Source organism: Streptomyces sp. NPDC002671 (assembly GCF_053592475.1).
This window is the reverse complement of record NZ_JBSFVU010000002.1, coordinates 169,710-189,700: the sequence shown is the minus strand read 5'-3', so window position 1 is coordinate 189,700 and position 19,991 is coordinate 169,710. Positions and strand designations below refer to the sequence as shown.

Sequence of the window (19,991 nt, the reverse complement as noted above, 5' to 3'; positions counted from 1 at the left end):
CCCACCCCTTTTGGGATGGATGTGGTACGGCGAAAACCCGAGGACGCGCAAAGTGGCGCAGTCCACAGCGGGCTGTCACGGATCATGCTGTCGCGACGGCGGAACGGCCGGGACAATGCCACTGAATGGCTTTGTCGCCTTTTCCGGCGGCTCGTTCGTGCCGCTGGGCACGCACGCTCGTTCTTCACTACGGGGCGGTCGGTGCGCCGTTCCCGGGTGAGCTGGTCCTAGAAGCACTAACCGATGGGCGAGGGGTACGCATGACCGACACCGGCCAGGTCCCGGGCGAGGGGCAGCCGGAGAGCGCAGGCATGGTGGAACAGCCGGGCGTCCCCGCGCACGGCGCGTACACCTACCTCTCCGAAGCGACCGCCGAGGACGAAGAGCTGTTGCTGCCGGGTGCCCAGGGCGCGTGGGGCAACGAAGTGCCGCCGCCTGCCCCGGAACCGGTCCTTGAAGCCGTGCACGAGCCGGGCCCGCACGAGACGGCCGGCCGGGACACCGGCTCCGTCGACCTCGGCGGCGTCCGCATCCCGAACCCGGCTTCGGCGCCCGTGCCGCCCTCCCCGGTCCTCGCCGCGCCGCACGACCCCGCGGCGGCCCAGCAGGCCGCACGCAGACCCCTGCACCTCGGCCCGCCGATCCCCGACGCCTCCGCCAGCCCGGTCCGCTCCCTCGCCGACCGCGGCCCCGCGGGAGCGCCGGTACGGCAGCCCGGTCCGCCGCCGGCCGGCCCCGAATACCTCGACGCGCAGCCGCTGCGCGACATGGCCCCGCAGAACGCGGCCCCCTGGGGCGCCGCCCCGGCACCGGCCGCGGAAACGGCCGCCCCTGCCGCGGCCCCCTCCGAGGAGCCCGTGGCCGACCCGTCCGGCGCCGCCCAGGCCGCCGTGGCGCGCCTCGCGAACCAGGCTGCGGCACCCGTGCAGATCGACGGCGGCCAGGCCCCGGCGGTTCAGGACCAGGTCGTACACGCCCACGACGGGATGCAGCCCGCCCACGGCCACGACGGGGTGTACGCGGCTCAGGTTCCCGCGGAGGCCGTGGCCGAGGCTCCGGTGGCTCCCGTGGCGGAGACGCTGCCGGTGGCCGAAGCCGTGCCGCCCGCCGCCGAGGTGCCTGTGGTCGCCGAGCCCGCGCAGGTCGCGGAGGCGGTCGCCGGTCAGCCGGTGACCGGTCAGCCCGTGCTCGCGCCGGAGGCACCCGTGGCTGTGGCGGAGCCCGTGGAAGAGGCCGCTGCCGTTCAGGAAGTCCAGCAGGCCCAGGTGGTCCAGCAGGCCGAGCAGGCTCAAGAGGTCCAGGAAGGCCAGGGGGTTCAGGAGACGGCGGGGCAGGCCATCGCGCTCGGGGCCGTACCGGAAGCGGCACAGGCCGCGGATGTCGCGCAGAGCGCGGAGACCGGTCCGGTCGCGGAGGTCCCGCAGGTGTCCGAGCCTGCTCAGCAGCCCGAGCCCGTTCAGCCGTCCGAAGCAGTCCAGGTGAGCGAAGGTGCGCTGCCGGTCGAGGGCGCTCAGCCGGTGGAGGCCGTCCAGCCGGCCGAGGGCACGCAGGTCGCCGAGGCCGCGCCGGCCGCGCCGGTAGCGCAGGCTCCGGTGGGTGCCGGCGAAGCCATCGCCGTCCAGCCCGTGGCCGCCGCCGACGCCGGTGTCGTGCAGGACGTTGCCGAAGCCGCCGTTCCCGCAGCTCCGGCCCAGCCCGACGCGCAGACTCCCGTCGCCGCCGAGCCCGTTCAGGCCCCCGAGGAGCAGCCCGCCCAGGCCCCGGTCGCTCCCGCACAGGCTCAGGAAGCCGTGCCCGCGCCCGCGGAGGTCCCCGACCCGGCCCTCCTCCAGGCCCAGGGCCCGCAGCTCGCCGAAGCCGGTGCCGCTGCCGGTGCCGGTGCTCAGGCCATGGCCCCGGCGGACGCACCCCAGGAGCCCCAGCCCCAGCCGCAGGCACCCGCACCCGAAGTCGTCGCGGTCCCCGCCGGCCCGCAGCTCCAGCCCCTCGCGGCAACTCCCGCCGAGGCGACGCCCGTACCGCCCGCCACCGAGCCGGTGCCGACGCCCGCGCCCGCCGCCGTAGCGGAGGCAGCCGTGCCCGCCGCGCACCCCGAGGCCCCGGAGCAGTCCGCCCCGGCCCCCGCCGAAACCCCGGAGCCCCTGCCCTCCGGCATCCCGGCGCAGCCGCACCCCGAGCAGCCGCTCGGGCAGTTCGTGCCGGTGACCGGGCAGGTGCCGACCGCACCGCACCTGGCCCCGACCCCGCCGCAGCCCATCGTGCTGCCCACGGCGGAGCCGCAGGAGCCGGTGGCCGCGGTCCCGGCGCCCCGCGAGGCCGGTGCCACCGACGGGCCCGCGCCCGAAGTCGTACAGCACGCGGAGGACCTGGAGACCAGGGCCGCCGACCAGGAAGAGAGCACGGCCGCCGTGGAAGACGTACGACAGTCCACCGGACCGGCCGCCCCCGCCTACGCCGACGCCGAGCGCGAGGCGGTCCTGAAGGTCATGCGTGAACGGCGCGACATCCGCAACGGCTTCCGCAGTGACCCGATCCCGCACGACGTGCTGCTGCGCGTCCTGGAGGCGGCCCACACGGCGCCCTCCGTGGGCCACTCGCAGCCCTGGGACTTCGTCGTCATCCGGTCCGCGGAGACCCGCCGGACCATGCACGAACTGGCGATGCGTCAGCGCGAGGCGTACGCCAAGTCGCTGCCGAAGGGCCGGGCGAAGCAGTTCAAGGAACTGAAGATCGAGGCCATCCTCGACACCCCGGTGAACATCGTCGTCACCGCCGACCCGACCCGCGGCGGCCGGCACACTCTCGGCCGCCACACCCAGCCGCAGATGGCGCCCTACTCCTCGGCGCTCGCGGTGGAGAACCTCTGGCTCGCCGCCCGCGCCGAAGGCCTCGGCGTCGGCTGGGTCAGCTTCTTCGACGAGCGGGAGATGGTCCGCACGCTCGGCCTGCCCGAGCACCTGGAGGTCGTCGCCTACCTGTGCGTAGGGTACGTCGACGAGTTCCCGGACGAGCCCGAGCTGATGCAGGCCGGCTGGTCCAAGCGCCGCCCGCTGTCCTGGGTGGTGCACGAAGAGACGTACGGCCGCCGCGCCCTGCCCGGAGAGGAACCCCACGACCTGCTTGCCGAGACCGTCGCACAGATCCGCCCGCTCGACGCCAAGGCGCTCGGCGAGGCCTGGGAGCGCCAGAAGCGCATGACCAAGCCGGCCGGCGCGCTGGGCATGCTGGAGATCATCTCCGCCCAGCTGTCCGGGCTGTCCCGGCAGTGCCCGCCGCCGATCCCGGAGCCCGCCGCCGTCGCGATCTTCGCCGGCGACCACGGCGTGCACGCCCAGGGCGTCACCCCCTGGCCGCAGGAGGTCACCGCCCAGATGGTGGCCAACTTCCTCGGCGGGGGCGCGGTCTGCAACGCCTTCGCCAACCAGGTCGGCGCCGAGGTGTGCGTCGTGGACGTCGGTGTCGCCGCCGACCTGCCGGCCACGCCGGGCCTGCTGCCGCGCAAGATCCGCGGCGGTACGTCCGACATGACCACCGGCCCGGCGATGACCCGCGAGGAGGCCAAGGCCGCCATCGAGGTGGGCATCGAGACCGCCCGCGACCTCGTCGCGGCCGGTAACAAGGCGCTCCTCACCGGCGAGATGGGCATCGCCAACACCACCGCGTCCGCCGCGCTGATCTCTGTCTTCACCGGCGCCGACCCGGCGGAGGTCACCGGCCGGGGCACCGGCATCAACGACGAGACGCTGGCCCGCAAGACCGAGGTCGTCCGCCGCGCCCTGGAGCTGCACCAGCCGGACCCGGCCGACCCGCTCGGCGTCCTCGCGGCGATCGGCGGCTTCGAACACGCGGCGATCGTCGGCCTGTTGCTCGGCGGTGCCTCGCTGCGCACGCCGGTGATCCTGGACGGCGTCAGCGCCGGTGCCGCCGCCCTCGTCGCCCGCGCCATCGCCCCCGAGGTGCTGGCGGCCTGCATCGCGGGCCACCGCAGCGCCGAGCCGGGCCACGTGGCCGCGCTGAACAAGCTGGGCCTGCGCCCGCTGGTCGACCTCGACCTGCGCCTCGGCGAGGGCACGGGCGCGCTGCTCGCGCTGCCGCTGGTGCAGAGCACGGCACGGGCCATGCACGAGGTGGCCACGTTCGACTCGGCCGGAGTCACCGAGAAGTAGCGGCCACAGGGGTCACAGCAGAAGGTGGTCCGGCGTTCCAGCAGCCGGACCACCCCGTGCCCCGAGCCCGCCCACAGCTAAAATCCGCACGTCAGGGCCGCTCCGACGCCGCAGCGTGCCCACCGCACCGCCCTGCACGAGGAGCCGTCCCTCATGGCCGAACACCCCGCGTACCCCGTAGGTCTCCGTCTCTCCGGCCGCCGTGTGGTCGTCCTCGGCGGTGGCCAGGTCGCCCAGCGCCGCCTTCCCGCGCTCATCGCGGCCGGTGCGGACGTCGTCCTCGTCTCTCCCGAGGCGACCCCCTCGGTCGAGGCCATGGCGGACTCGGGCGAGATCACCTGGATCAGGCGCCCGTACACGGACGGCGACCTCGCCGACGCCTGGTACGCCCTCATCGCCACCAGCGACCCCGAGGCCAACACCGCCGCCTCCGCCGAGGCCGAGCGGCACCGCGTCTGGTGCGTGCGCTCCGACGACGCCGACCTGGCGACGGCCTGGACCCCTGCCACCGGCCACAGCGAGGGCGTCACCGTGGCCGTGCTGACCACGGAGGCGCGCGGCCGGGACCCGCGGCACACCGCTGCGATCCGGGACGCGGTCGTGGAGGGGCTGCGCGACGGCACCCTCGTCGCCCCGCACCACCGCACCCGCACGCCCGGCGTGGCCCTGGTCGGCGGCGGCCCCGGCGACCCGGACCTGATCACCGTGCGCGGGCGGCGGCTGCTCGCCGAGGCCGACGTCGTCATCGCCGACCGGCTCGGCCCGCGCGACCTGCTCGCCGAACTCCCGCCGCACGTCGAGGTGATCGACGCGGCGAAGATCCCGTACGGCCGGTTCATGGCCCAGGAGGCCATCAACAACGCGCTGATCGAGCACGCCAGGCAGGGCAAGTCCGTCGTCCGGCTCAAGGGCGGCGATCCGTTCGTCTTCGGCCGGGGAATGGAGGAGGTCCAGGCGCTCGCCGAGGCCGGCATCCCGTGCACGGTCGTCCCCGGCATCTCCAGCTCGATCTCGGTGCCCGGCGCGGCCGGCATCCCGGTCACCCACCGCGGTGTCGCCCACGAGTTCACCGTGGTCAGCGGCCATGTGGCCCCCGACGACGAGCGCTCCCTGGTCGACTGGCCGTCGCTTGCCAAGCTCACCGGCACGCTCGTGATCCTGATGGGCGTCGACAAGATCGGGAAGATCGCCGAGACGCTCGTCGCGCACGGCAAGGCCCCCGAGACCCCGGTCGCCCTGGTCCAGGAGGGCACGACGGCCGCGCAGCGCCGGGTGGACGCGACCCTCGCCACCGTGGCGGAGACCGTGAAGGCCGAGGACGTGAAGCCGCCGGCTGTCATCGTGATCGGCGAGGTCGTCGGTGTCGGTCCGGCATCCTTGTCTTGAGCACGTGTGGCTTGATCACGCGTAACCCGGGGTAACGCACCCCTACCCAGCCGTTGGCACCACACCCAGGACAAGGCAGTATCACCCTGTGGCCGATCTCATCACCATTGAGGATCCCGACGACCCGCGCCTGCGCGACTACACGGGCCTGACCGACGTCGAGCTGCGCCGCAAGCGCGAGCCCGCCGAGGGCCTGTTCATCGCCGAGGGCGAGAAGGTCATCCGACGGGCCAAGGACGCAGGCTACGAGATGCGCTCCATGCTGCTCTCGGCCAAGTGGATCGACGTCATGCGCGACGTCATCGACGAACTGCCGGCCCCCGTGTACGCCGTGAGTCCGGAACTCGCCGAGCAGGTCACCGGCTACCACGTGCACCGCGGCGCCCTCGCCTCCATGCAGCGCAAGCCGCTGCCGACGGCGGCCGAACTGCTGCGCTCCGCCCGCCGGGTCGCGGTCATGGAGTCGGTCAACGACCACACCAACATCGGCGCGATCTTCCGTTCGGCGGCGGCCCTCGGCATGGACGCGGTGCTGCTGTCCCCGGACTGCGCGGACCCCCTCTACCGGCGCAGCGTGAAGGTCTCGATGGGCGCGGTCTTCGCCGTGCCCTACGCCCGCCTGGAGACCTGGCCCAAGGGCCTGGACTCGGTCCGCGAGGCGGGCTTCACCCTGCTCGCGCTGACCCCGGACGAGAAGGCCCGCAGCCTGGACGAGGCCGCCCCGCACCGGATGGACCGGGTGGCGCTCATGCTCGGTGCCGAGGGCGACGGGCTGTCCACCCAGGCCCTGGTCGCCGCCGACGAATGGGTCCGCATCCCGATGGCCCACGGCGTCGACTCGCTCAACGTGGGCGCGGCGGCTGCCGTGGCCTTCTACGCGGTGGCCACGGGACGGCCGGAGTCCTGAGAGCCGGATCCCCGAGAGCCCGGTCCTGAGAGCCCGGTCCCGAGAGCCGAGGGCTGTGCCGGTCGTGCCGGCTGTGCGTGCTGCTGCCGCTGTACGCCGTCGCCGCCCAGCCCGCGCGCCGGACCCTGACAGCCCTGCGCCAGCGCGATGCCGAGCGCCACGAGCAGGGTCACCACCACGAACACGAACAGCCGTTGACGCAGCAGCCGAGGATTGGCCGGCCGCCGCCCCGCTCCTGTCCGTCCCGCTCCCGTCCGTCCCGTTCCCGTCCGTCCCGTCCCCGTCGTACGCGACGCCGGCCGCCCGGCACCGCTGCGCGGAACGGGCCGGCTGCCGCTGCCGGAGCGCGGGCCGCCGCCGCGCGGGGCCGGGGTCGGGCGTGCCGTGCCCGGCCGGGAGGCGACACCACTGCCGCGCGAAGCGCTCCCGCCGCGCGAGGCGACACCCTCGCTCCGTGCCGCGCTGCCGCCCCGCGCGGGCCCACCGCCCCGGGACGGTGTGCCGCCCCGCGGCACCGGCGTGCCCGGCTGGGTCCGCCGCTGGGTGCGCTGCTGCTCGGGGTAGGTGTCGACGAGCCGCCCGGTGGGCCGGTCCGCCTCCGCCGCGCGCGGCCCGGGCGGTCGTACGTCGGTCAGGCCCTGGGCCTCGCGCGCCGCGATCTCCTTGAGCCGCAGCGACAGTTGAAGGGTGCTGGGCCGCTCCTCGGGGTCCTTCGCCAGGCACGCCCGGACGAGCGGAGCGAGCGCGTCCGGCACGCCCTCCAGGTGCGGCTCCTCGTGCACCACGCGGTACAGCATCACCTCGGAACTGCCGTGCCCGAAGGGCGAGTCACCGGTGGAGGCGTAGGCGAGGGTCGCACCCAGCGAGAAGACGTCCGTCGCCGGGGTGACCGCGGCGCCGCGCACCTGCTCGGGCGCCAGGAAGCCGGGGGAGCCGACCGCCGTACCGACGTGCGTGAGCGTGGAGGCGCCGGTGGCCCAGGCGATGCCGAAGTCGATGATCCGCGGCCCCTTGGGGGACAGCAGGATGTTGGAGGGCTTCAGGTCCCGGTGGACGACACCGGCCTCGTGGACGGCGACGAGTCCCTCGGACAGGGCCGCACCGACCGCCGCCGTGTGGGCCGCGCCGAGCGGACCCTCGTCGGCGACCTTGTCGTGCAGGGAGGGACCAGGGACGTACTGGGTGGCGAACCAGGGCCGCTCGGCCTCCAGATCGGCCGCCACCAGCCGGGCCGTGCAGCCGCCCCGGATGCGCCGGGCCGCCGAGACCTCGCGCGCGAACCGCGACCGGAACTCCTGGTCCTCGGCGAGATCGGGCCGGATCACCTTCAGCGCGACCCGCTGCCCCTTCTTGTCGGAGCCGAGATAGACCACGCCCATCCCGCCCGCGCCGAGCCGTCGGTGAAGCCTGAACGAGCCGACGACGCGCGGGTCCTCGCGCCTCAGGCGCATCATCGCCATGTTCATCCCCGCTGCCCGGTCCCTGTGACGGGGCTCAGCTTACGTTTCCACGGCCGCCTGCGCGCAGAGGCCGCGCCCTCTCGCACCGATGGATTGTCGGCGCCGGGCCGACGATGTGAGGCGCGGTCAGGAGACCTTGCCCGGCGCACTCTTTGAGCCGACGGCGACATCAACCGGCCGACCGGGCAGGGGGGTTGGACCGGTGCCGGGTCGCCGTACGCCGGAAGCGGCGGCCGTCGCGGAGGTGCCGTGCGCGGGCGCGGGGGTGCGAGGCCGGGGCACCGGCCGGGCGGACCCGGCGGACCTCCCGATGCCACGTGAAGTGACCGAAGTCACTCCGTCCGGCCCCTCGGACGCTTCCGAGGACGCTTCCGACATGGCCGGACACAAGCGGCGACCCCTCCGGGAAGACCCCGAGACCGGAGCCAGGGTCTCCACCCAGGGGAGTACTCGGCGGCGTACGGCTCATCCTCCGGGAGGCCCGCCATTCGGTACGAAGGCATGACGTCCCGTGTGGGCCGCGCGCCTAGATTTGAGGCCAAGCGGCGGGTGCAGCACTCGTCCCCCGAGGTCAGACATCCGCCGCTGCAGACGACAACACCAAAACGGTCAGGAGAGGGACCATGGCCCACCCGGCACCGCGGCGCACGGCGCACCGCCCGCACCGGACGGGCCGTCGCCACCCCTTGGTGGCGACGCTCATGGCCCTTCCCCTGGCGGCCCTGCTCCTCGTCGTCTTCGACGGCTGGGAGACGGTGGCCACACAGGCGTCGTCCGTGGGTGCGATGCTGGGGCGCTGAGCGGCGACCCCAGGCCCGGAAGAGCGGTCCGGGCGGGGACATCCACCCAGGAAACCCCGTGGGGACGGGGGTGCGGCGGACGGCACATGATGCCGGCGCAGCTGGGGAGCTGCGCCGGCATTACGCCGTTCTCCGGTAGGGCGTTGTCGTACCCCCGTGCCACACTGCGCCCATGTCCCTCGCTGATCTCACGCTCGGCCGATGGCGGTCCCTCGACGACGCGACCGCCCGCGGTGTCGCCCGTCAGGCGGCGGACCTGGTGAACGGCCGGGTGAGCGCGTTCGAGACCACCGAGCATCTCGGTGCCCCGCTGCACCGGGTCCGGATCGAGCGCGACGGTCAGGAGTTCGCCCTGATACCCGGCGGCCCGGTGTCCCTCGGCTTCGACCCGGACGCCTGGCGGCCGACGCCCGAGCAGACCGCCGACTACGCCGAGAGCGTGGCGGCGGGCTTCGGCTTCGACGCGGACCTGCGGGCGCACCTCGCCCAGTTGCTCAGCCCCCGCCGCAGCGTCGTCCTGGACACGGTGCTGATGGCCGTCACGGACGAGGGCCTCACCGAGCCGTCCGCCGCCATGCCGGCGGTCCTCGCGGCGCGCGGCCTGCGCATGCCGACCTCCGACGAGTGGGAGCACGCCTGTGGCGCCGGCGCCGGCACCCTGTTCCGCTGGGGCGACACCTGCCCCCTGGACCGTGTCCCCTACACCGACCCCACCGGCCCGCAGAGCACCCCGAACGCCTTCGGCCTGCGCATCGCCTACGACACCTACCGCTCGGAGCTGACCAGCGACACCGGCGCGGTGCACGGGGGAGACGGCGGCGAGTCGGTGTGCGGCGGCTACGGCAGCCTGCTGGGATGGCTGCCCCTGGCCACTGCCAACCGCAACCCGCACACGGCGGAGTTCGTCTACGGCCCCGACGGCGAGGACCTCTTCGAGGACTGTTCCACCCGGCCGGTGCTCCCCCTGTGAGGCCCTCCCCGCCCCCGGAGAGCCGCGCCCTCGTCCCCGCGCTCACCGCCACGGCCAGAGCCGCCGCCCACCCCGGCGCGGGGGAGGCCCCCTGCGCCTGCGACACGCCACCCGCCACCGTCGCCGGCCGCCCGGACATCACCCTCGCCGACCGCCCGGACGCCACCGTCGTCCGGCACGCCGGCACCGTCGCGAAGGCCCACGCCCCCGGCACCGACCCCACCGAACTGGCCCAGCGCCTCGCGACGGCCGCCCGCCTCCCGGACGTCCTGCTGCCGCCGCTCGCCACCGCCCCCGCCCCGCTGCACGACCGCCAGGTGACCCTCTGGCCCTACGGCGCCCCCGTGGACCCCGACGACCCGGACGCGGCCCCCTGGGAAGCGGCGGCCACCCTCCTCGCCCGCCTCCACCGCACGCCCGTCCCCGCCCCGCTGCCCACGATGCGCGGCCCGGCGAAGGCCGCCCACGCGATGGCTCGCCTCGACGCCGCCCTCGCCGAAGCACCCGGACCCCACCCGGCCGCCCTCCCCGTCTTGCGGGCCTGGGCCACCCTCCCCGCCTGGGCCCGTGCCGAGGCGCCCATGCCCGGCCCCGCGGCCCTGTGCCACGGCGACCTGCACCTCGGCCAGCTCGTCCGCCATCCGGCGCCCGACGGGCCCTGGCGGCTGATCGACGTGGACGACCTCGGCACCGGCGTCCCCGCCTGGGACCTGGCCCGCCCCGCCGCCTGGTACGCCTGCGGGCTGCTCCCGCCCGACGAGTGGACCCACTTCCTGACCGCCTACCGCGCGGCCGGCGGCCCGGCCGTACCCGCCGGCGGCGATCCCTGGCCGGCCCTGGACGTCCCGGCCCGCGCGCTCACCGTGCAGACCGCCGCCCGCGCGCTCACGAAGGCGCTCGCGGCCGGCCGCCCGCTGGACGAGGTCGAGCAGGCCATGGTCGACGCCTGCGCGCGAATGACCTCGGTACCGCCCCAGTTGACGCGGGGCTCGTCCGGATAGGGTGCAACCGACCGGGGCCGGACGGAGTCTGTCCTGGGGAACTACGAAGCACGTCCACACGGCGAGGAGTTGAGCCGAGCATGCAGTGTCCGAAGTGCCACGCGCAGATGCACACCTACAACCGCAACGGCGTCCAGATCGAGCAGTGCAGCGGCTGCCGCGGCATCTTCCTCGACTACGGCGAGCTGGAGGCGCTGACCCAGCTGGAGGCCCAGTGGACCAAGCCGGTCCCGCCGGCCCCGCCCGCCGCCCCGTACCCGGCCGCCCCTGCCTGGGGCGCCCCGCACGGTGGTCACGGTGGTGATCACCACGGCGGTCATTACGGAGGTCACGGCGGCCACCACCGCCACAAGAGCTTCGGCCACATGCTGTTCTCCAGCTGAGCCGGTACGAAGAAGCCCCCGGTCGCAGGACCGGGGGCTTCGGTGTGTGGACGATACTGGGATTGAACCAGTGACCTCTTCCGTGTCAGGGAAGCGCTCTCCCGCTGAGCTAATCGTCCGCAGGCTGTGACTCGCAGGTCACAGACAGTGCGCGATACTGGGATTGAACCAGTGACCTCTTCCGTGTCAGGGAAGCGCTCTCCCGCTGAGCTAATCGCGCGGGCGGGGATCTCCGAGAAGACCCATGGATCTTACGAGAAGATCCAGTGGACGATACTGGGATTGAACCAGTGACCTCTTCCGTGTCAGGGAAGCGCTCTCCCGCTGAGCTAATCGTCCTTGGAGGTGGAGACGGGATTTGAACCCGTGTAGACGGCTTTGCAGGCCGTTGCCTCGCCTCTCGGCCACTCCACCAGGAGTGTAGGGGATCGGGATGACCCCTTCTTCCTTCGAGCGGACGACGAGGCTCGAACTCGCGACCTCAACCTTGGCAAGGTTGCGCTCTACCAACTGAGCTACGTCCGCTTGTCGTTTCGGTCCGCTTCCGCGTCCCGGCGACGTGTTGAACTCTAGCGGATTCCCGGGCCAGTACAAAAACGCGTTTGCGCAGCGTGCTGCGGTGCACTCCGCGGACGACCTGGTCGGGGTCCCCTCGGGGACACGCCCGGGCCACCTTTCGGACACCCGACCTAGACTCGACCACGTGCTCCACCACCCATCCGGCCTCCCTCCACTGGCCCGCTTCGGCGACCGTGTCGCCACCGGCCTCCTCGACGTCACCAGCGATCCCGCCGCCCTGGACTCCACCGGCTTCTGGGCCGTCTGCGCGGACTTCGAGGGCCGCCTGACCTGCGCCCGCTTCGCCGACGTCCGCGAACAGCCCGTGCCCGTCCCGGCACCGGGCGGCTGGCACGGCCCCGCCGTGACGGACTGGACCTCCTCCCTGGACCGTGACGCGTACACCGCGGCCGTACGGCGCATCCGCGAGCACATCGCGGCCGGCGAGGTCTACCAGGCCAACCTCTGCCGGGTCCTCAGCGCGCCCGCCCCGGCCGACGCCGACGTGGACGCCCTGACCGCCCTGCTGGCCCGCGGCAACCCGGCGCCGTACGCGGGCACGATCCGGCTGCCCGGGCACGGCGTGGAGATAGCCACCGCCTCGCCCGAGCTGTTCCTGCGCCGGGACGGGCGGGTGGTCGAGTCCGGCCCCATCAAGGGCACCGGACGCACCGAGGCGGACCTTCTGGAGAAGGACTACGCCGAGAACGTGATGATCGTGGACCTCGTCCGCAACGACATCGGACGGGTCTGCGCCACCGGCAGCGTGACCGTCCCGGACCTGTGCGCCGTGGAGAAGCACCCCGGCCTGGTCCACCTGGTCTCCACCGTCCGCGGTGAGCTGCGCGACGGTGCCGGCTGGCCCGAGCTGCTCGCCGCGGCCTTCCCGCCCGGCTCGGTCACCGGCGCCCCCAAGTCCAGCGCCCTCAGGATCATCGGCGCCCTGGAGACCGCCCCGCGCGGGCCGTACTGCGGCGGCATCGGCTGGGTCGACGCCGACCGGGGCACCGGCGAGCTGGCCGTCGGCATCCGCACCTTCTGGATCGACCGCGCGGAAGGCGTCCTCAGGTTCGGCACCGGCGCCGGCATCACCTGGGGCTCCGACCCCGAGGGGGAGTGGCGGGAGACCGAACTGAAGGCGTCCCGGCTGCTCGCGGTAGCGTCGGGGGCGTACGAGGTGAGCGAAGGGGCAGTTTCATGAGGATCTGGCTCGACGGCGCGCTGCAGGACATCGAGTCCGCCCGCGTCTCCGTCTTCGACCACGGGCTGACCGTGGGCGACGGCATCTTCGAGACCGTGAAGGCGGTGGACGGCAAGCCCTTCGCGCTCACCCGCCACCTGGACCGGCTGACCCGCTCGGCCCGGGGCCTCGGCCTGCCCGACCCCGACCACGACGAGGTCCGCCGCGCCTGTACGGCCGTCCTGGAGGCCAACCCGATGCCGCTGGGCCGGCTGCGCATCACCTACACCGGCGGCCACGGCCCCCTCGGTTCCGACCGCGGCGAGCACGGGCCGACCCTCGTGGTCGCCCTCGGCGAGACCACCCGCCGCCCCGACACCACCGCCGTGATCACCGTGCCGTGGACCCGCAACGAGCGCGGCGCCCTCACCGGCCTGAAGACCACCTCGTACGCCGAGAACGTCGTCGCCCTCGCCCGCGCCCACCAACACGGCGCCTCCGAGGCGCTGTTCGCCAACACGATCGGACAGCTCTGCGAGGGCACCGGGTCGAACGTCTTCGTCGTCCTGGACGGCGAGATCCACACCCCGCCGGTCGCCTCCGGCTGCCTGGCCGGCATCACCCGCGACCTGGCCGTCGAGTGGACCGGCGCCAAGGAGACCGACCTGCCGCTGGACGTCCTGGAGCGGGCCGACGAGGTCTTCCTGACCTCCACCCTCCGGGACGTCCAGGCGGTGCACCGGGTCGACGACCGCGAACTGCCGGGTGCGCCGGGCCCGGTGACCGCCAAGGCGATGCGGATCTTCGACGAGCGGTCCGGGGAGGACCTGGATCCCTGACAGACTCGGGAAATTCGGCTGACCCGGGGCTCCGGAGCGGGTAGAACACCCGTGATGACGACGACCCTGCGGCCGGCCGAGCCGCTCCAGCAGAACGCGGACGGGACGCGTTCGCGCCGCTACCAGGTGTGCGTGAACGGTCGTCCGGTGGGCGGGATACATCTCTCCACGCACCCCGAGTACGGCTCGGCCGTGGGCCGGGTGACGGAGCTGCGCATCGAGGAACCGGACCGCGGGCGGGGCCGCGGCACGGTGGCCACGCTGGCCGCCGAGGAGGTCCTGCGCGGCTGGGGCTGCAAGCGGGTCGAGGTGAGTGTTCCCGGCGACGCCGGGGCAGCCCTCCGGCTCGCCACCGCGCTGGGGTACGTCCTGCGCAGCCGCAACATGGCCAAGCGGTCCGCCGGGGCACTGCCCCGGCTGCCGGCCGGCAGTGCCGCCCGGCCCATGACCGAGGCCGAGTACGGGCCTTGGCTGGCCTCGGACGGCGCCCGCTTCGCGGCAAGCATGATCGAGCGGGGCGTGCCCGAGGCCGAGGCGCACGCCAAGGCCGAGCAGGGACACGCCACCCTCCTGCCGGACGGCCTGGCGACCGAGAACACGCTGATCAGCGTCCTGGAGCAGGAGGGCGTCCCGGTCGGCACCGTGTGGGTCGGGCTGTTGCCCGAGACCGCGTACGTCTTCAACGTCGAGGTCTACGCCGACTGGCGGGGCCACGGCCACGGACGCACGCTGATGCTGCTCGCGGAGATCCAGGCGGCCGAGGGCGGCAAGGACCGCGTCGGCCTGCACGTCTTCGCGGACAACACCCCGGCCGAGCGGCTCTACGAGTCCCTTGGCTACGAGACGACGAACTACAACCTGTTCAAGGGCCTGCTCTGAGGGTCACGCACCCTCGGCCAGCAGCCGGTCCGCGATCTCCTCGATGCGCTCGCGCAGCCCTTCCTGGCTCTTGCCGCCGTCGAGGCGTTCGCCGCCGATGACGTACGTCGGCGTGCCGGTGACGCCGATCGCCTTGCCCTCGGCCTGGTCGGCGTCCACGATCAGGATGTGCCGGCCGTCGATCAGCGCGGTGTCGAACTCCTCGGCGTCCAGCCCGAGTTCGCGGGCCATCTCGACCAGGAAGGGTTCTCCCTCACGGTCCAGCTCCTCGACCCGGCCGAGGACCGCCTCGACGTAGGGCCAGCCCTGCCCCTGCTCCAGCGCCTCCTCGGCGGCCTGTGCGGCGGCGAAGGAGTGCTTGTGCTTCTCCAGCGGGAAGTGCCGCAGCCGCACCTCCAGCCGGTCCCCGTAGCGGGCCCTCAGGGCTCGGACGTCGTCCAGGGCGCTGCGGCAGTCGGGGCACTGGAGTTCGCACCAGACGTCGAGGACGAGGGCTTCGGCGCGGGCGGGGGAGGAGTCGCTCATGCGCACCAGTCTTCCAGGCGGGACCCCGGTGACCGAATCGGGACGGTACGGCGTCCACCGGCACCTCGGGAGGAGACGACCCGGAGATCTCCCTGATGTCGGGCCGCGGCATGGCATCGCGAGGACCGGGCGGTGCAGGATGGAAGGGACGAAGCGCACCCCTGCGCCCCGCCTCACCAGACCGTGCCCGCCAGGAGGACCGGATGATTGCCGAGACCGTCTGCTCCGCCGTCTCCGCGACGGGCCTGGGCATCGCGGGGGTCACGGCCTACCGCAAGCGTTTCCTGTCCGCCCTCCGCATCGCGGCCTACGCGCTCGTGCCGGTCGGCCTGGTGATGACGGGCATCGTCGGCTGGGTCGCCGACAAGGCCTTCAGCCCCACGGCCTGGGCGGGCTTCGGCATCCTCGGCCTGGCCTGGGTGCTGTTCGCGGGCACCCGCGCCGTCGAGCGCCGGCGCCTGGGCGCCCGAGCCGAGCGCAAGGCTGCCCGCGGCGGCGGGACCGGGGCGGTGGCCTCGGCGGCCTCGGCGCCCTCCCTGGGTGCGGGGGGCCGTTCGAAGGGCTCCGCCACCGCTTCGCGCGGCACGGGCTCCGCCGAGGACTTCAGCGACATCGAGGCCATCCTCAAGAAGCACGGCATATGACCAGGCACATGCCGAGTGCATGACGGACGGAGCGACACAGACCGACTCCGCGTACACGGAAACCGTTCACAACCCGATGCAAGTCGGACGGGACAGCGCTGAATTCGGCGAACTCCCGCACTTCACGGGCGTGTTGATCGCGTACGGGGTGCTGCCTGGGTCATCATCACCGCGAGATGCTGGACACGACACAGAGCGAGTCCGCGCCGCCGAAGGACGAGCCGCGCGGGTGCCTCTTCGCCCTTTCCCAGCCACCGCTGATGATCTTCCTTGCGGTGATCGGGTGTCTGCTCCTCATGGCCGCGCTGCACGACCTGCTGTTGCTGTGAGCCGTACACGTCCGTCCCGGCGCCACCCGCCGGGACCGGCGTCGCCCCATGCCCGCGGTCGGACCGGCGCGAGCGCCGCGGGATCAGCCCGTCGTCGCTTCCGTCGCTTCCGTCGCTTCCTTGCGCCGGGCCCGGTAGGCGGCCACGTGCAGCCGGTTCCCACAGGTGCGGCTGTCGCAGTAGCGGCGGGAGCGGTTGCGGGAGAGGTCGACGAAGGCGCGCCGGCAGTCCGGTGCCTCGCAGCGGCGCAGCCGCTCCTCCTCCCCGGCCACCACGAAGAAGGCGAGGGCCATCCCGCAGTCGGCGGCGAGGTGGTCGGCCACGGAGGCACCGGGCGCGAAGTAGTGCACATGCCAGTCGTAGCCGTCGTGGTCCGTCAGACGCGGGGTGGTGCCCGCCGCGGCGACCAGCTCGTTGATCAACCCGGCGGCGGACCGGGCGTCCGGGGCGGCGAAGATCGCGGCGAAGCGTCCCCGGACCCTGCGCACCGCCGACAGGTCGAACTCCGAGAGCACCCCGACATCGCTCATCTTGTGCCTTTGTACGAAATCGGTGAGAGCCGGGACATCGGGCAGTCCCTCCGCCGCCGCATCGTTCTCCGGCGCGGTGTTCACCAGATCCACCACGGTGTCGAGGGCGCACCGGGTGTCGTGGGTGATCAGCACGTTTCGCTCCCTGGCCTGGGGGGTCGGGCAGGCGCCCGCCGATGCTGGCCGATGGTAGCGACTACCGCGCCCACCGCACCGGGCCCACCCGATCCGCGATCGCCCGTAAGACGCCTCCGCACCCACAAGGGTTCCCGGACAGGGGTCCACGAACCGGCCGCAGGGACCGGAACCGGCCTCCGGGGCGGCACGCCAGAGCGGCGCCGTCCCGTGAGTGCTCACGGTGACGACGCCGGTCCGGGCCGTATGCGGTTGTTTTGGCCCGAGCCGTCTCCCCGAGTGGACGGCGCCGGGCGGTTCTGGGGGCGGGCCTAGCTTTCCGCCAGGATGTGCGAGAGCTCCTGATCCAGGTCGAAGTGCCGGTGCTCCGTGCCGGGCGGCACGGCGGCGTCGGTTCGCTTCAGGAAGGACTCCAGGGCCCGCGCCGGGGCCTCGAGCAGTGCCTCCCCCTCCGGGGAGCTCAGGGCGATGCATACGACGCCCTGACCATGACTGCGGGATGGCCAGACGCGGACGTCGCCGGTGCCCGTCGGCCGGTGAAGGCCTTCGGCGAGGAGGTCGCGGGCGAACACCCACTCGACGGTCTCCTCGGCACCGGTGTGGAAGGTGGCGTGCACGGCGTAGGGGTCGGCCGTGTCGTACCGCAGGCCTGCGGGGACAGGCAGGGAGGACTCGCTCGACACAACGAGGCGCAGGTGCAGCTCGCAGCTGACCGTGGTGTTCATAAGCGCCAGGGCCTTTCGCTCAGTGTGCGCTCGGGGATTCGCACGTCGGCGAAATCGACATGCCACCTACGGTGCCGTTGTAAACCCCTCTGAGGGTTTTGCGTGCCTTTACGTAACTCTTCCGGCCGAGAACTCGTACGAGACCTGCCACCATTCCAGTGACCGGATTCACTCCGGTAGGGTTTGTCGGCATGAATACGGGGAGTGACGATCCGGGCGAGATCGCCGTGGTGGATCAGGCGAGGGCGGATCAGGTGCGGAGGGACGGGGAGCGGCCGGAGCGAGGGCTCGGCTCCCGTGCGCCGGAATTCATCAAGGCCCGCCGGGTCCTGCACCTGAGCTGGCAGGTCGGCGTCTTCGTGGTCGGTCTCGCGGTCGTCGTCGCCGGCATCGTCATGCTGCCGCTGCCGGGACCCGGCTGGGTGGTGATCTTCGCGGGCATGGCGATCTGGGCGACCGAGTTCGTCTGGGCTCAGCTCGTGCTCCGCTGGACCAGGCGCAAGGTCACGGAGGCGGCCCAGCGGGCCCTCGACCCCAAGGTCCGGCGCCGCAACATCACCCTGACCGTGATCGGCCTGGTGATCGTGGCCGTGCTGGTCGGGATCTACGTGTGGAAGTTCGGCATCGTGATGCCGTGGAAGATCAAGAGCCAGTGATCCGGCGCCCCGGAGTGGTCATGGGCACCCCCTGACATGGGGTAATGTTCTTCCTGCGCCCGGGCGATTAGCTCAGTGGGAGAGCGCTTCGTTCACACCGAAGAGGTCACTGGTTCGAACCCAGTATCGCCCACCCGGAACCGGCGGCCCGTCTGCGAGAAGCAGGCGGGCCGCCGGTGTTTGCGTGCCCGTGCCCGCACCTCGGTCTCCGGGAACGGGGCGGTGACGATCCGTTACGTCGAGACCGACTTTCAGACGTACCAATCGTTCTGGGGAAGTTCCAGACGCAGGCGCGGCGGAAATCCCCCGGACCTTTTCCAGAACGCCGTCACTTTCCTTCGGAAGTACGACAAGCGAGGAATTCTTCTCGCCCTCAACTCACAAGGCCACGCAGCCAATCTGAGCCTGAATCACTTCCGTGTGGGGGGGCAGACTCTGTCCATGGACTGGACCCACTACCGCTTCCGTACCCTGTGGTCCCTGCCCGCTCCGCCCGCCGCCGTGTTCGCGGTGCTCGAACGGCCCGAGGACTACCCCCGCTGGTGGCCACAGGTACGGTCGGTGACCCGGCGCGACGACGGCACCGGCGTCCTCACCATCCGCTCCGTGCTGCCGTACGCCATGACCTTCACCGCCCGCGAGACCCGCCATGATCCGGCCGCCGGCGTCCTGGAGATCGCCGTGTCCGGGGACATCGAGGGCTGGGCCCGCTGGACGGTCACGCCCGAGGGGGCGGGGACGCTCGTGCGCTACGACCAGGCCGTCCACGTCAACAAGCCGCTGCTCAGACGGCTGGCCGTGCCGGGGCGGCCCGTCTTCCGCGTCAACCACCGGCTGATGATGCGCGCCGGACGGCGCGGACTGCTGCGGCGGCTGGAAGCGCCGGGAGGGATTTGAAGGAAGCGCGCCGGTACCTGTATGGTTCAGTGCGTTCCCGGGCGATTAGCTCAGTGGGAGAGCGCTTCGTTCACACCGAAGAGGTCACTGGTTCGAACCCAGTATCGCCCACCGGGAAAGGCCGGTCCGCAGCAGTGGACCGGCCTTCTTCATGCCGCGGTCGACAGCTCCGGGCGCAGCGGCCAGTCCGTGCTCACCGTCTCCTCCGAGCCGCTGCGCGCGAACCACGCCTGCAGCCCCCGCGCCTGCGCCGCATGCCAGTTCGCCTGGAGCGTGTGCAGTTCGGCGGGGGAGAGGCGCTCCAGCCGGGCCGCGAAGCGGCGGCCCAGGGCCCGTACGACGTCCAGCGCGGCCTGTGCGTCCGCCGCCGCGTCGTGCGCGCCGTCCAGCGTCACGTCGTAGTGGGCGCACAGGTCGGTCAGTGTGCGCCGGCCCTTGCGGTAGCGGTCGAGGTGCTTGTCCAGCACCCGTGGATCCAGCACGTGCAGCGGCCTCGCCTCGAACCAGCGGTCCAGCGAGGACGCCCGGTGCCGGCGCAACTCCCGGTCCAGCAGCGTGAGATCGAACGGCGCGTTCATCACCACCAGCGGCCGGCCCATCGCCGCGTGCTCCGCCAGCTGCTCGGCTATCTCGTACATCACCGGCGCCGGCCAGCGGCCGTTGTGCTGCAACTGCTCCTCCGTCAGCCCGTGCACCGCCGTCGCCGCCTCCGGCACCGGCACCCCCGGGTTCACCATCCAGCGGGTCACCCGAGGCCGGGTGCCCGGCGCGTCCTGGACGACGACGGCGGCCGACACGATCCGGTCGGTCTCGACGTCGACGCCCGTCGTCTCCGTGTCGAAGGCGGCCAGCGGCCCCTCGTACCAGCACGTCATCGCCATCCAACTCCTCGTTCACCTCCGGCAGATGACGTTCCGTCTTCTGCCTGTTTGGTGATACCCGGGCCGTTTGCGCCGTACGCCGGAAGGACACAACAGGAGTACGGGTCTTTGCAGTTCAGCGGCCCGCAGCGGGGAAACTC

Annotated in this window: 19 protein-coding genes and 7 tRNA genes; 16 read left to right on the top strand and 10 right to left on the bottom strand. The window is 72.9% G+C overall.

The features are described from left to right. Positions 1 to 260 precede the first annotated feature (260 nt). The 3 genes from cobT to ACWD35_RS03560 all read left to right on the top strand — a co-directional run bounded on the left by cobT (position 261) and on the right by ACWD35_RS03560 (position 6,459). Positions 261 to 4,166, top strand: a complete 3,906-nt coding sequence (gene cobT, locus ACWD35_RS03570; RefSeq protein WP_451349478.1) for a nicotinate-nucleotide--dimethylbenzimidazole phosphoribosyltransferase — start codon at positions 261 to 263, stop codon at positions 4,164 to 4,166. Between the two features lie 153 nt (positions 4,167 to 4,319). Then, positions 4,320 to 5,552 (top strand): uroporphyrinogen-III C-methyltransferase, encoded by a 1,233-nt coding sequence (gene cobA / locus ACWD35_RS03565; protein WP_451349477.1) that lies wholly within the window; start codon positions 4,320 to 4,322, stop codon positions 5,550 to 5,552. Positions 5,553 to 5,640: 88 nt separating this feature from the next. Further along, positions 5,641 to 6,459, top strand: coding sequence for a TrmH family RNA methyltransferase (locus ACWD35_RS03560; protein ID WP_451349476.1), 819 nt, complete (start codon positions 5,641 to 5,643; stop codon positions 6,457 to 6,459). On the opposite strand, the gene ACWD35_RS03555 is transcribed toward ACWD35_RS03560, so the two are convergent. Further along, complete coding sequence (locus tag ACWD35_RS03555) at positions 6,426 to 7,925, bottom strand: serine/threonine-protein kinase (RefSeq protein WP_451349475.1); 1,500 nt, start codon at positions 7,923 to 7,925, stop codon at positions 6,426 to 6,428. The two genes, ACWD35_RS03560 and ACWD35_RS03555, sit on opposite strands and share 34 nt — an antisense overlap. Before the next feature lie 617 nt (positions 7,926 to 8,542). Between ACWD35_RS03555 and ACWD35_RS03550 the strand changes: the two genes are divergently transcribed. The 4 genes from ACWD35_RS03550 to ACWD35_RS03535 all read left to right on the top strand — a co-directional run bounded on the left by ACWD35_RS03550 (position 8,543) and on the right by ACWD35_RS03535 (position 11,073). Beyond that, positions 8,543 to 8,719 carry a hypothetical protein gene (locus ACWD35_RS03550; RefSeq protein ID WP_451349474.1) on the top strand — a complete coding sequence of 59 codons (177 nt, stop codon included), beginning with the start codon at positions 8,543 to 8,545 and terminating at the stop codon, positions 8,717 to 8,719. 172 nt (positions 8,720 to 8,891) lie between these two features. After that, positions 8,892 to 9,689: a hypothetical protein gene (locus ACWD35_RS03545; RefSeq protein ID WP_451349473.1), complete on the top strand. Its 798-nt coding sequence runs from the start codon at positions 8,892 to 8,894 to the stop codon at positions 9,687 to 9,689. Next, positions 9,686 to 10,690 carry a phosphotransferase family protein gene (locus ACWD35_RS03540; RefSeq protein ID WP_451349472.1) on the top strand — a complete coding sequence of 335 codons (1,005 nt, stop codon included), beginning with the start codon at positions 9,686 to 9,688 and terminating at the stop codon, positions 10,688 to 10,690. The genes ACWD35_RS03545 and ACWD35_RS03540 overlap by 4 nt, the downstream gene beginning before the upstream one ends. A gap of 80 nt (positions 10,691 to 10,770) precedes the next feature. Then, positions 10,771 to 11,073 carry a TFIIB-type zinc ribbon-containing protein gene (locus tag ACWD35_RS03535; protein WP_451349471.1) on the top strand — a complete coding sequence of 101 codons (303 nt, stop codon included), beginning with the start codon at positions 10,771 to 10,773 and terminating at the stop codon, positions 11,071 to 11,073. A 47-nt stretch (positions 11,074 to 11,120) separates the two neighbouring features. Here the strand turns inward: ACWD35_RS03535 and ACWD35_RS03530 are convergent. From ACWD35_RS03530 to ACWD35_RS03510, 5 genes are all read right to left on the bottom strand, one after another. After that, positions 11,121 to 11,192 (bottom strand) — tRNA-Val (locus tag ACWD35_RS03530). A 29-nt stretch (positions 11,193 to 11,221) separates the two neighbouring features. Next, positions 11,222 to 11,293, bottom strand: a tRNA-Val gene (locus tag ACWD35_RS03525). A gap of 47 nt (positions 11,294 to 11,340) precedes the next feature. Further along, positions 11,341 to 11,412, bottom strand: a tRNA-Val gene (locus ACWD35_RS03520). A 1-nt stretch (position 11,413) separates the two neighbouring features. Further along, a tRNA-Cys gene (locus tag ACWD35_RS03515) sits at positions 11,414 to 11,487 on the bottom strand. Between the two features lie 38 nt (positions 11,488 to 11,525). Next, positions 11,526 to 11,598, bottom strand: a tRNA-Gly gene (locus ACWD35_RS03510). Between the two features lie 178 nt (positions 11,599 to 11,776). On the opposite strand from ACWD35_RS03510, the gene ACWD35_RS03505 reads away from it, so the two are divergent. From ACWD35_RS03505 to ACWD35_RS03495, 3 genes are read left to right on the top strand one after another with little or no spacing between them, the layout of a single operon-like run. Beyond that, a complete protein-coding gene (locus ACWD35_RS03505) occupies positions 11,777 to 12,832 on the top strand; it encodes a chorismate-binding protein (protein ID WP_451349470.1) in 1,056 nt (351 codons plus the stop codon). Further along, the gene (locus tag ACWD35_RS03500) at positions 12,829 to 13,650 is read left to right on the top strand and encodes an aminotransferase class IV (RefSeq protein ID WP_451349469.1); all 822 of its coding nucleotides are present in this window, start codon (positions 12,829 to 12,831) and stop codon (positions 13,648 to 13,650) included. Before ACWD35_RS03505 ends, ACWD35_RS03500 begins: the two co-directional genes overlap by 4 nt. A gap of 54 nt (positions 13,651 to 13,704) precedes the next feature. Then, a complete protein-coding gene (locus ACWD35_RS03495) occupies positions 13,705 to 14,529 on the top strand; it encodes a GNAT family N-acetyltransferase (protein ID WP_451349468.1) in 825 nt (274 codons plus the stop codon). A gap of 3 nt (positions 14,530 to 14,532) precedes the next feature. Here the strand turns inward: ACWD35_RS03495 and ACWD35_RS03490 are convergent, their stop codons facing one another. After that, positions 14,533 to 15,054 (bottom strand): DsbA family protein, encoded by a 522-nt coding sequence (locus tag ACWD35_RS03490; protein WP_451349467.1) that lies wholly within the window; start codon positions 15,052 to 15,054, stop codon positions 14,533 to 14,535. A 203-nt stretch (positions 15,055 to 15,257) separates the two neighbouring features. On the opposite strand from ACWD35_RS03490, the gene ACWD35_RS03485 reads away from it, so the two are divergent. Both ACWD35_RS03485 and ACWD35_RS03480 read left to right on the top strand, forming a co-directional pair. After that, a complete protein-coding gene (locus tag ACWD35_RS03485) occupies positions 15,258 to 15,698 on the top strand; it encodes a hypothetical protein (RefSeq protein ID WP_451349466.1) in 441 nt (146 codons plus the stop codon). Positions 15,699 to 15,874: 176 nt separating this feature from the next. After that, positions 15,875 to 16,027, top strand: a complete 153-nt coding sequence (locus ACWD35_RS03480; RefSeq protein ID WP_451349465.1) for a hypothetical protein — start codon at positions 15,875 to 15,877, stop codon at positions 16,025 to 16,027. 83 nt (positions 16,028 to 16,110) lie between these two features. Here the strand turns inward: ACWD35_RS03480 and ACWD35_RS03475 are convergent, their stop codons facing one another. Next, positions 16,111 to 16,692, bottom strand: a complete 582-nt coding sequence (locus ACWD35_RS03475) for a CGNR zinc finger domain-containing protein (protein WP_451349464.1) — start codon at positions 16,690 to 16,692, stop codon at positions 16,111 to 16,113. A 311-nt stretch (positions 16,693 to 17,003) separates the two neighbouring features. Continuing rightward, complete coding sequence (locus ACWD35_RS03470) at positions 17,004 to 17,417, bottom strand: SsgA family sporulation/cell division regulator (protein WP_004002642.1); 414 nt, start codon at positions 17,415 to 17,417, stop codon at positions 17,004 to 17,006. 191 nt (positions 17,418 to 17,608) lie between these two features. Here ACWD35_RS03470 and ACWD35_RS03465 point away from each other — a divergent pair, with 191 nt between their 5' ends. From ACWD35_RS03465 to ACWD35_RS03450, 4 genes are all read left to right on the top strand, one after another. Then, positions 17,609 to 18,073 (top strand): TIGR02611 family protein, encoded by a 465-nt coding sequence (locus ACWD35_RS03465; protein WP_451349463.1) that lies wholly within the window; start codon positions 17,609 to 17,611, stop codon positions 18,071 to 18,073. Positions 18,074 to 18,134: 61 nt separating this feature from the next. After that, positions 18,135 to 18,206 (top strand) — tRNA-Val (locus tag ACWD35_RS03460). Positions 18,207 to 18,514: 308 nt separating this feature from the next. After that, a complete protein-coding gene (locus ACWD35_RS03455) occupies positions 18,515 to 18,970 on the top strand; it encodes an SRPBCC family protein (protein ID WP_451349462.1) in 456 nt (151 codons plus the stop codon). 39 nt (positions 18,971 to 19,009) lie between these two features. Continuing rightward, positions 19,010 to 19,081, top strand: a tRNA-Val gene (locus ACWD35_RS03450). A 38-nt stretch (positions 19,082 to 19,119) separates the two neighbouring features. On the opposite strand, the gene ACWD35_RS03445 is transcribed toward ACWD35_RS03450, so the two are convergent. Then, positions 19,120 to 19,845, bottom strand: a complete 726-nt coding sequence (locus ACWD35_RS03445) for an exonuclease domain-containing protein (protein ID WP_451349704.1) — start codon at positions 19,843 to 19,845, stop codon at positions 19,120 to 19,122. Between the last annotated feature and the right edge of the window lie 146 nt (positions 19,846 to 19,991).

Excerpts from the sequence above, each read along its gene's own strand:
- cobT (WP_451349478.1), top strand. The coding sequence starts at position 261 with ATGACCGACACCGGCCAGGTCCCGGGCGAGGGGCAGCCGGAGAGCGCA.
- cobA (WP_451349477.1), top strand. The coding sequence starts at position 4,320 with ATGGCCGAACACCCCGCGTACCCCGTAGGTCTCCGTCTCTCCGGCCGC.
- ACWD35_RS03555 (WP_451349475.1), bottom strand. The coding sequence starts at position 7,925 with ATGAACATGGCGATGATGCGCCTGAGGCGCGAGGACCCGCGCGTCGTC.
- ACWD35_RS03550 (WP_451349474.1), top strand. The coding sequence starts at position 8,543 with ATGGCCCACCCGGCACCGCGGCGCACGGCGCACCGCCCGCACCGGACG.
- ACWD35_RS03545 (WP_451349473.1), top strand. The coding sequence starts at position 8,892 with ATGTCCCTCGCTGATCTCACGCTCGGCCGATGGCGGTCCCTCGACGAC.
- ACWD35_RS03535 (WP_451349471.1), top strand. The coding sequence starts at position 10,771 with ATGCAGTGTCCGAAGTGCCACGCGCAGATGCACACCTACAACCGCAAC.
- ACWD35_RS03500 (WP_451349469.1), top strand. The coding sequence starts at position 12,829 with ATGAGGATCTGGCTCGACGGCGCGCTGCAGGACATCGAGTCCGCCCGC.
- ACWD35_RS03495 (WP_451349468.1), top strand. The coding sequence starts at position 13,705 with ATGACGACGACCCTGCGGCCGGCCGAGCCGCTCCAGCAGAACGCGGAC.
- ACWD35_RS03490 (WP_451349467.1), bottom strand. The coding sequence starts at position 15,054 with ATGAGCGACTCCTCCCCCGCCCGCGCCGAAGCCCTCGTCCTCGACGTC.
- ACWD35_RS03485 (WP_451349466.1), top strand. The coding sequence starts at position 15,258 with ATGATTGCCGAGACCGTCTGCTCCGCCGTCTCCGCGACGGGCCTGGGC.
- ACWD35_RS03480 (WP_451349465.1), top strand. The coding sequence starts at position 15,875 with ATGCTGGACACGACACAGAGCGAGTCCGCGCCGCCGAAGGACGAGCCG.
- ACWD35_RS03470 (WP_004002642.1), bottom strand. The coding sequence starts at position 17,417 with ATGAACACCACGGTCAGCTGCGAGCTGCACCTGCGCCTCGTTGTGTCG.
- ACWD35_RS03465 (WP_451349463.1), top strand. The coding sequence starts at position 17,609 with ATGAATACGGGGAGTGACGATCCGGGCGAGATCGCCGTGGTGGATCAG.
- ACWD35_RS03455 (WP_451349462.1), top strand. The coding sequence starts at position 18,515 with ATGGACTGGACCCACTACCGCTTCCGTACCCTGTGGTCCCTGCCCGCT.
- ACWD35_RS03445 (WP_451349704.1), bottom strand. The coding sequence starts at position 19,845 with ATGACGTGCTGGTACGAGGGGCCGCTGGCCGCCTTCGACACGGAGACG.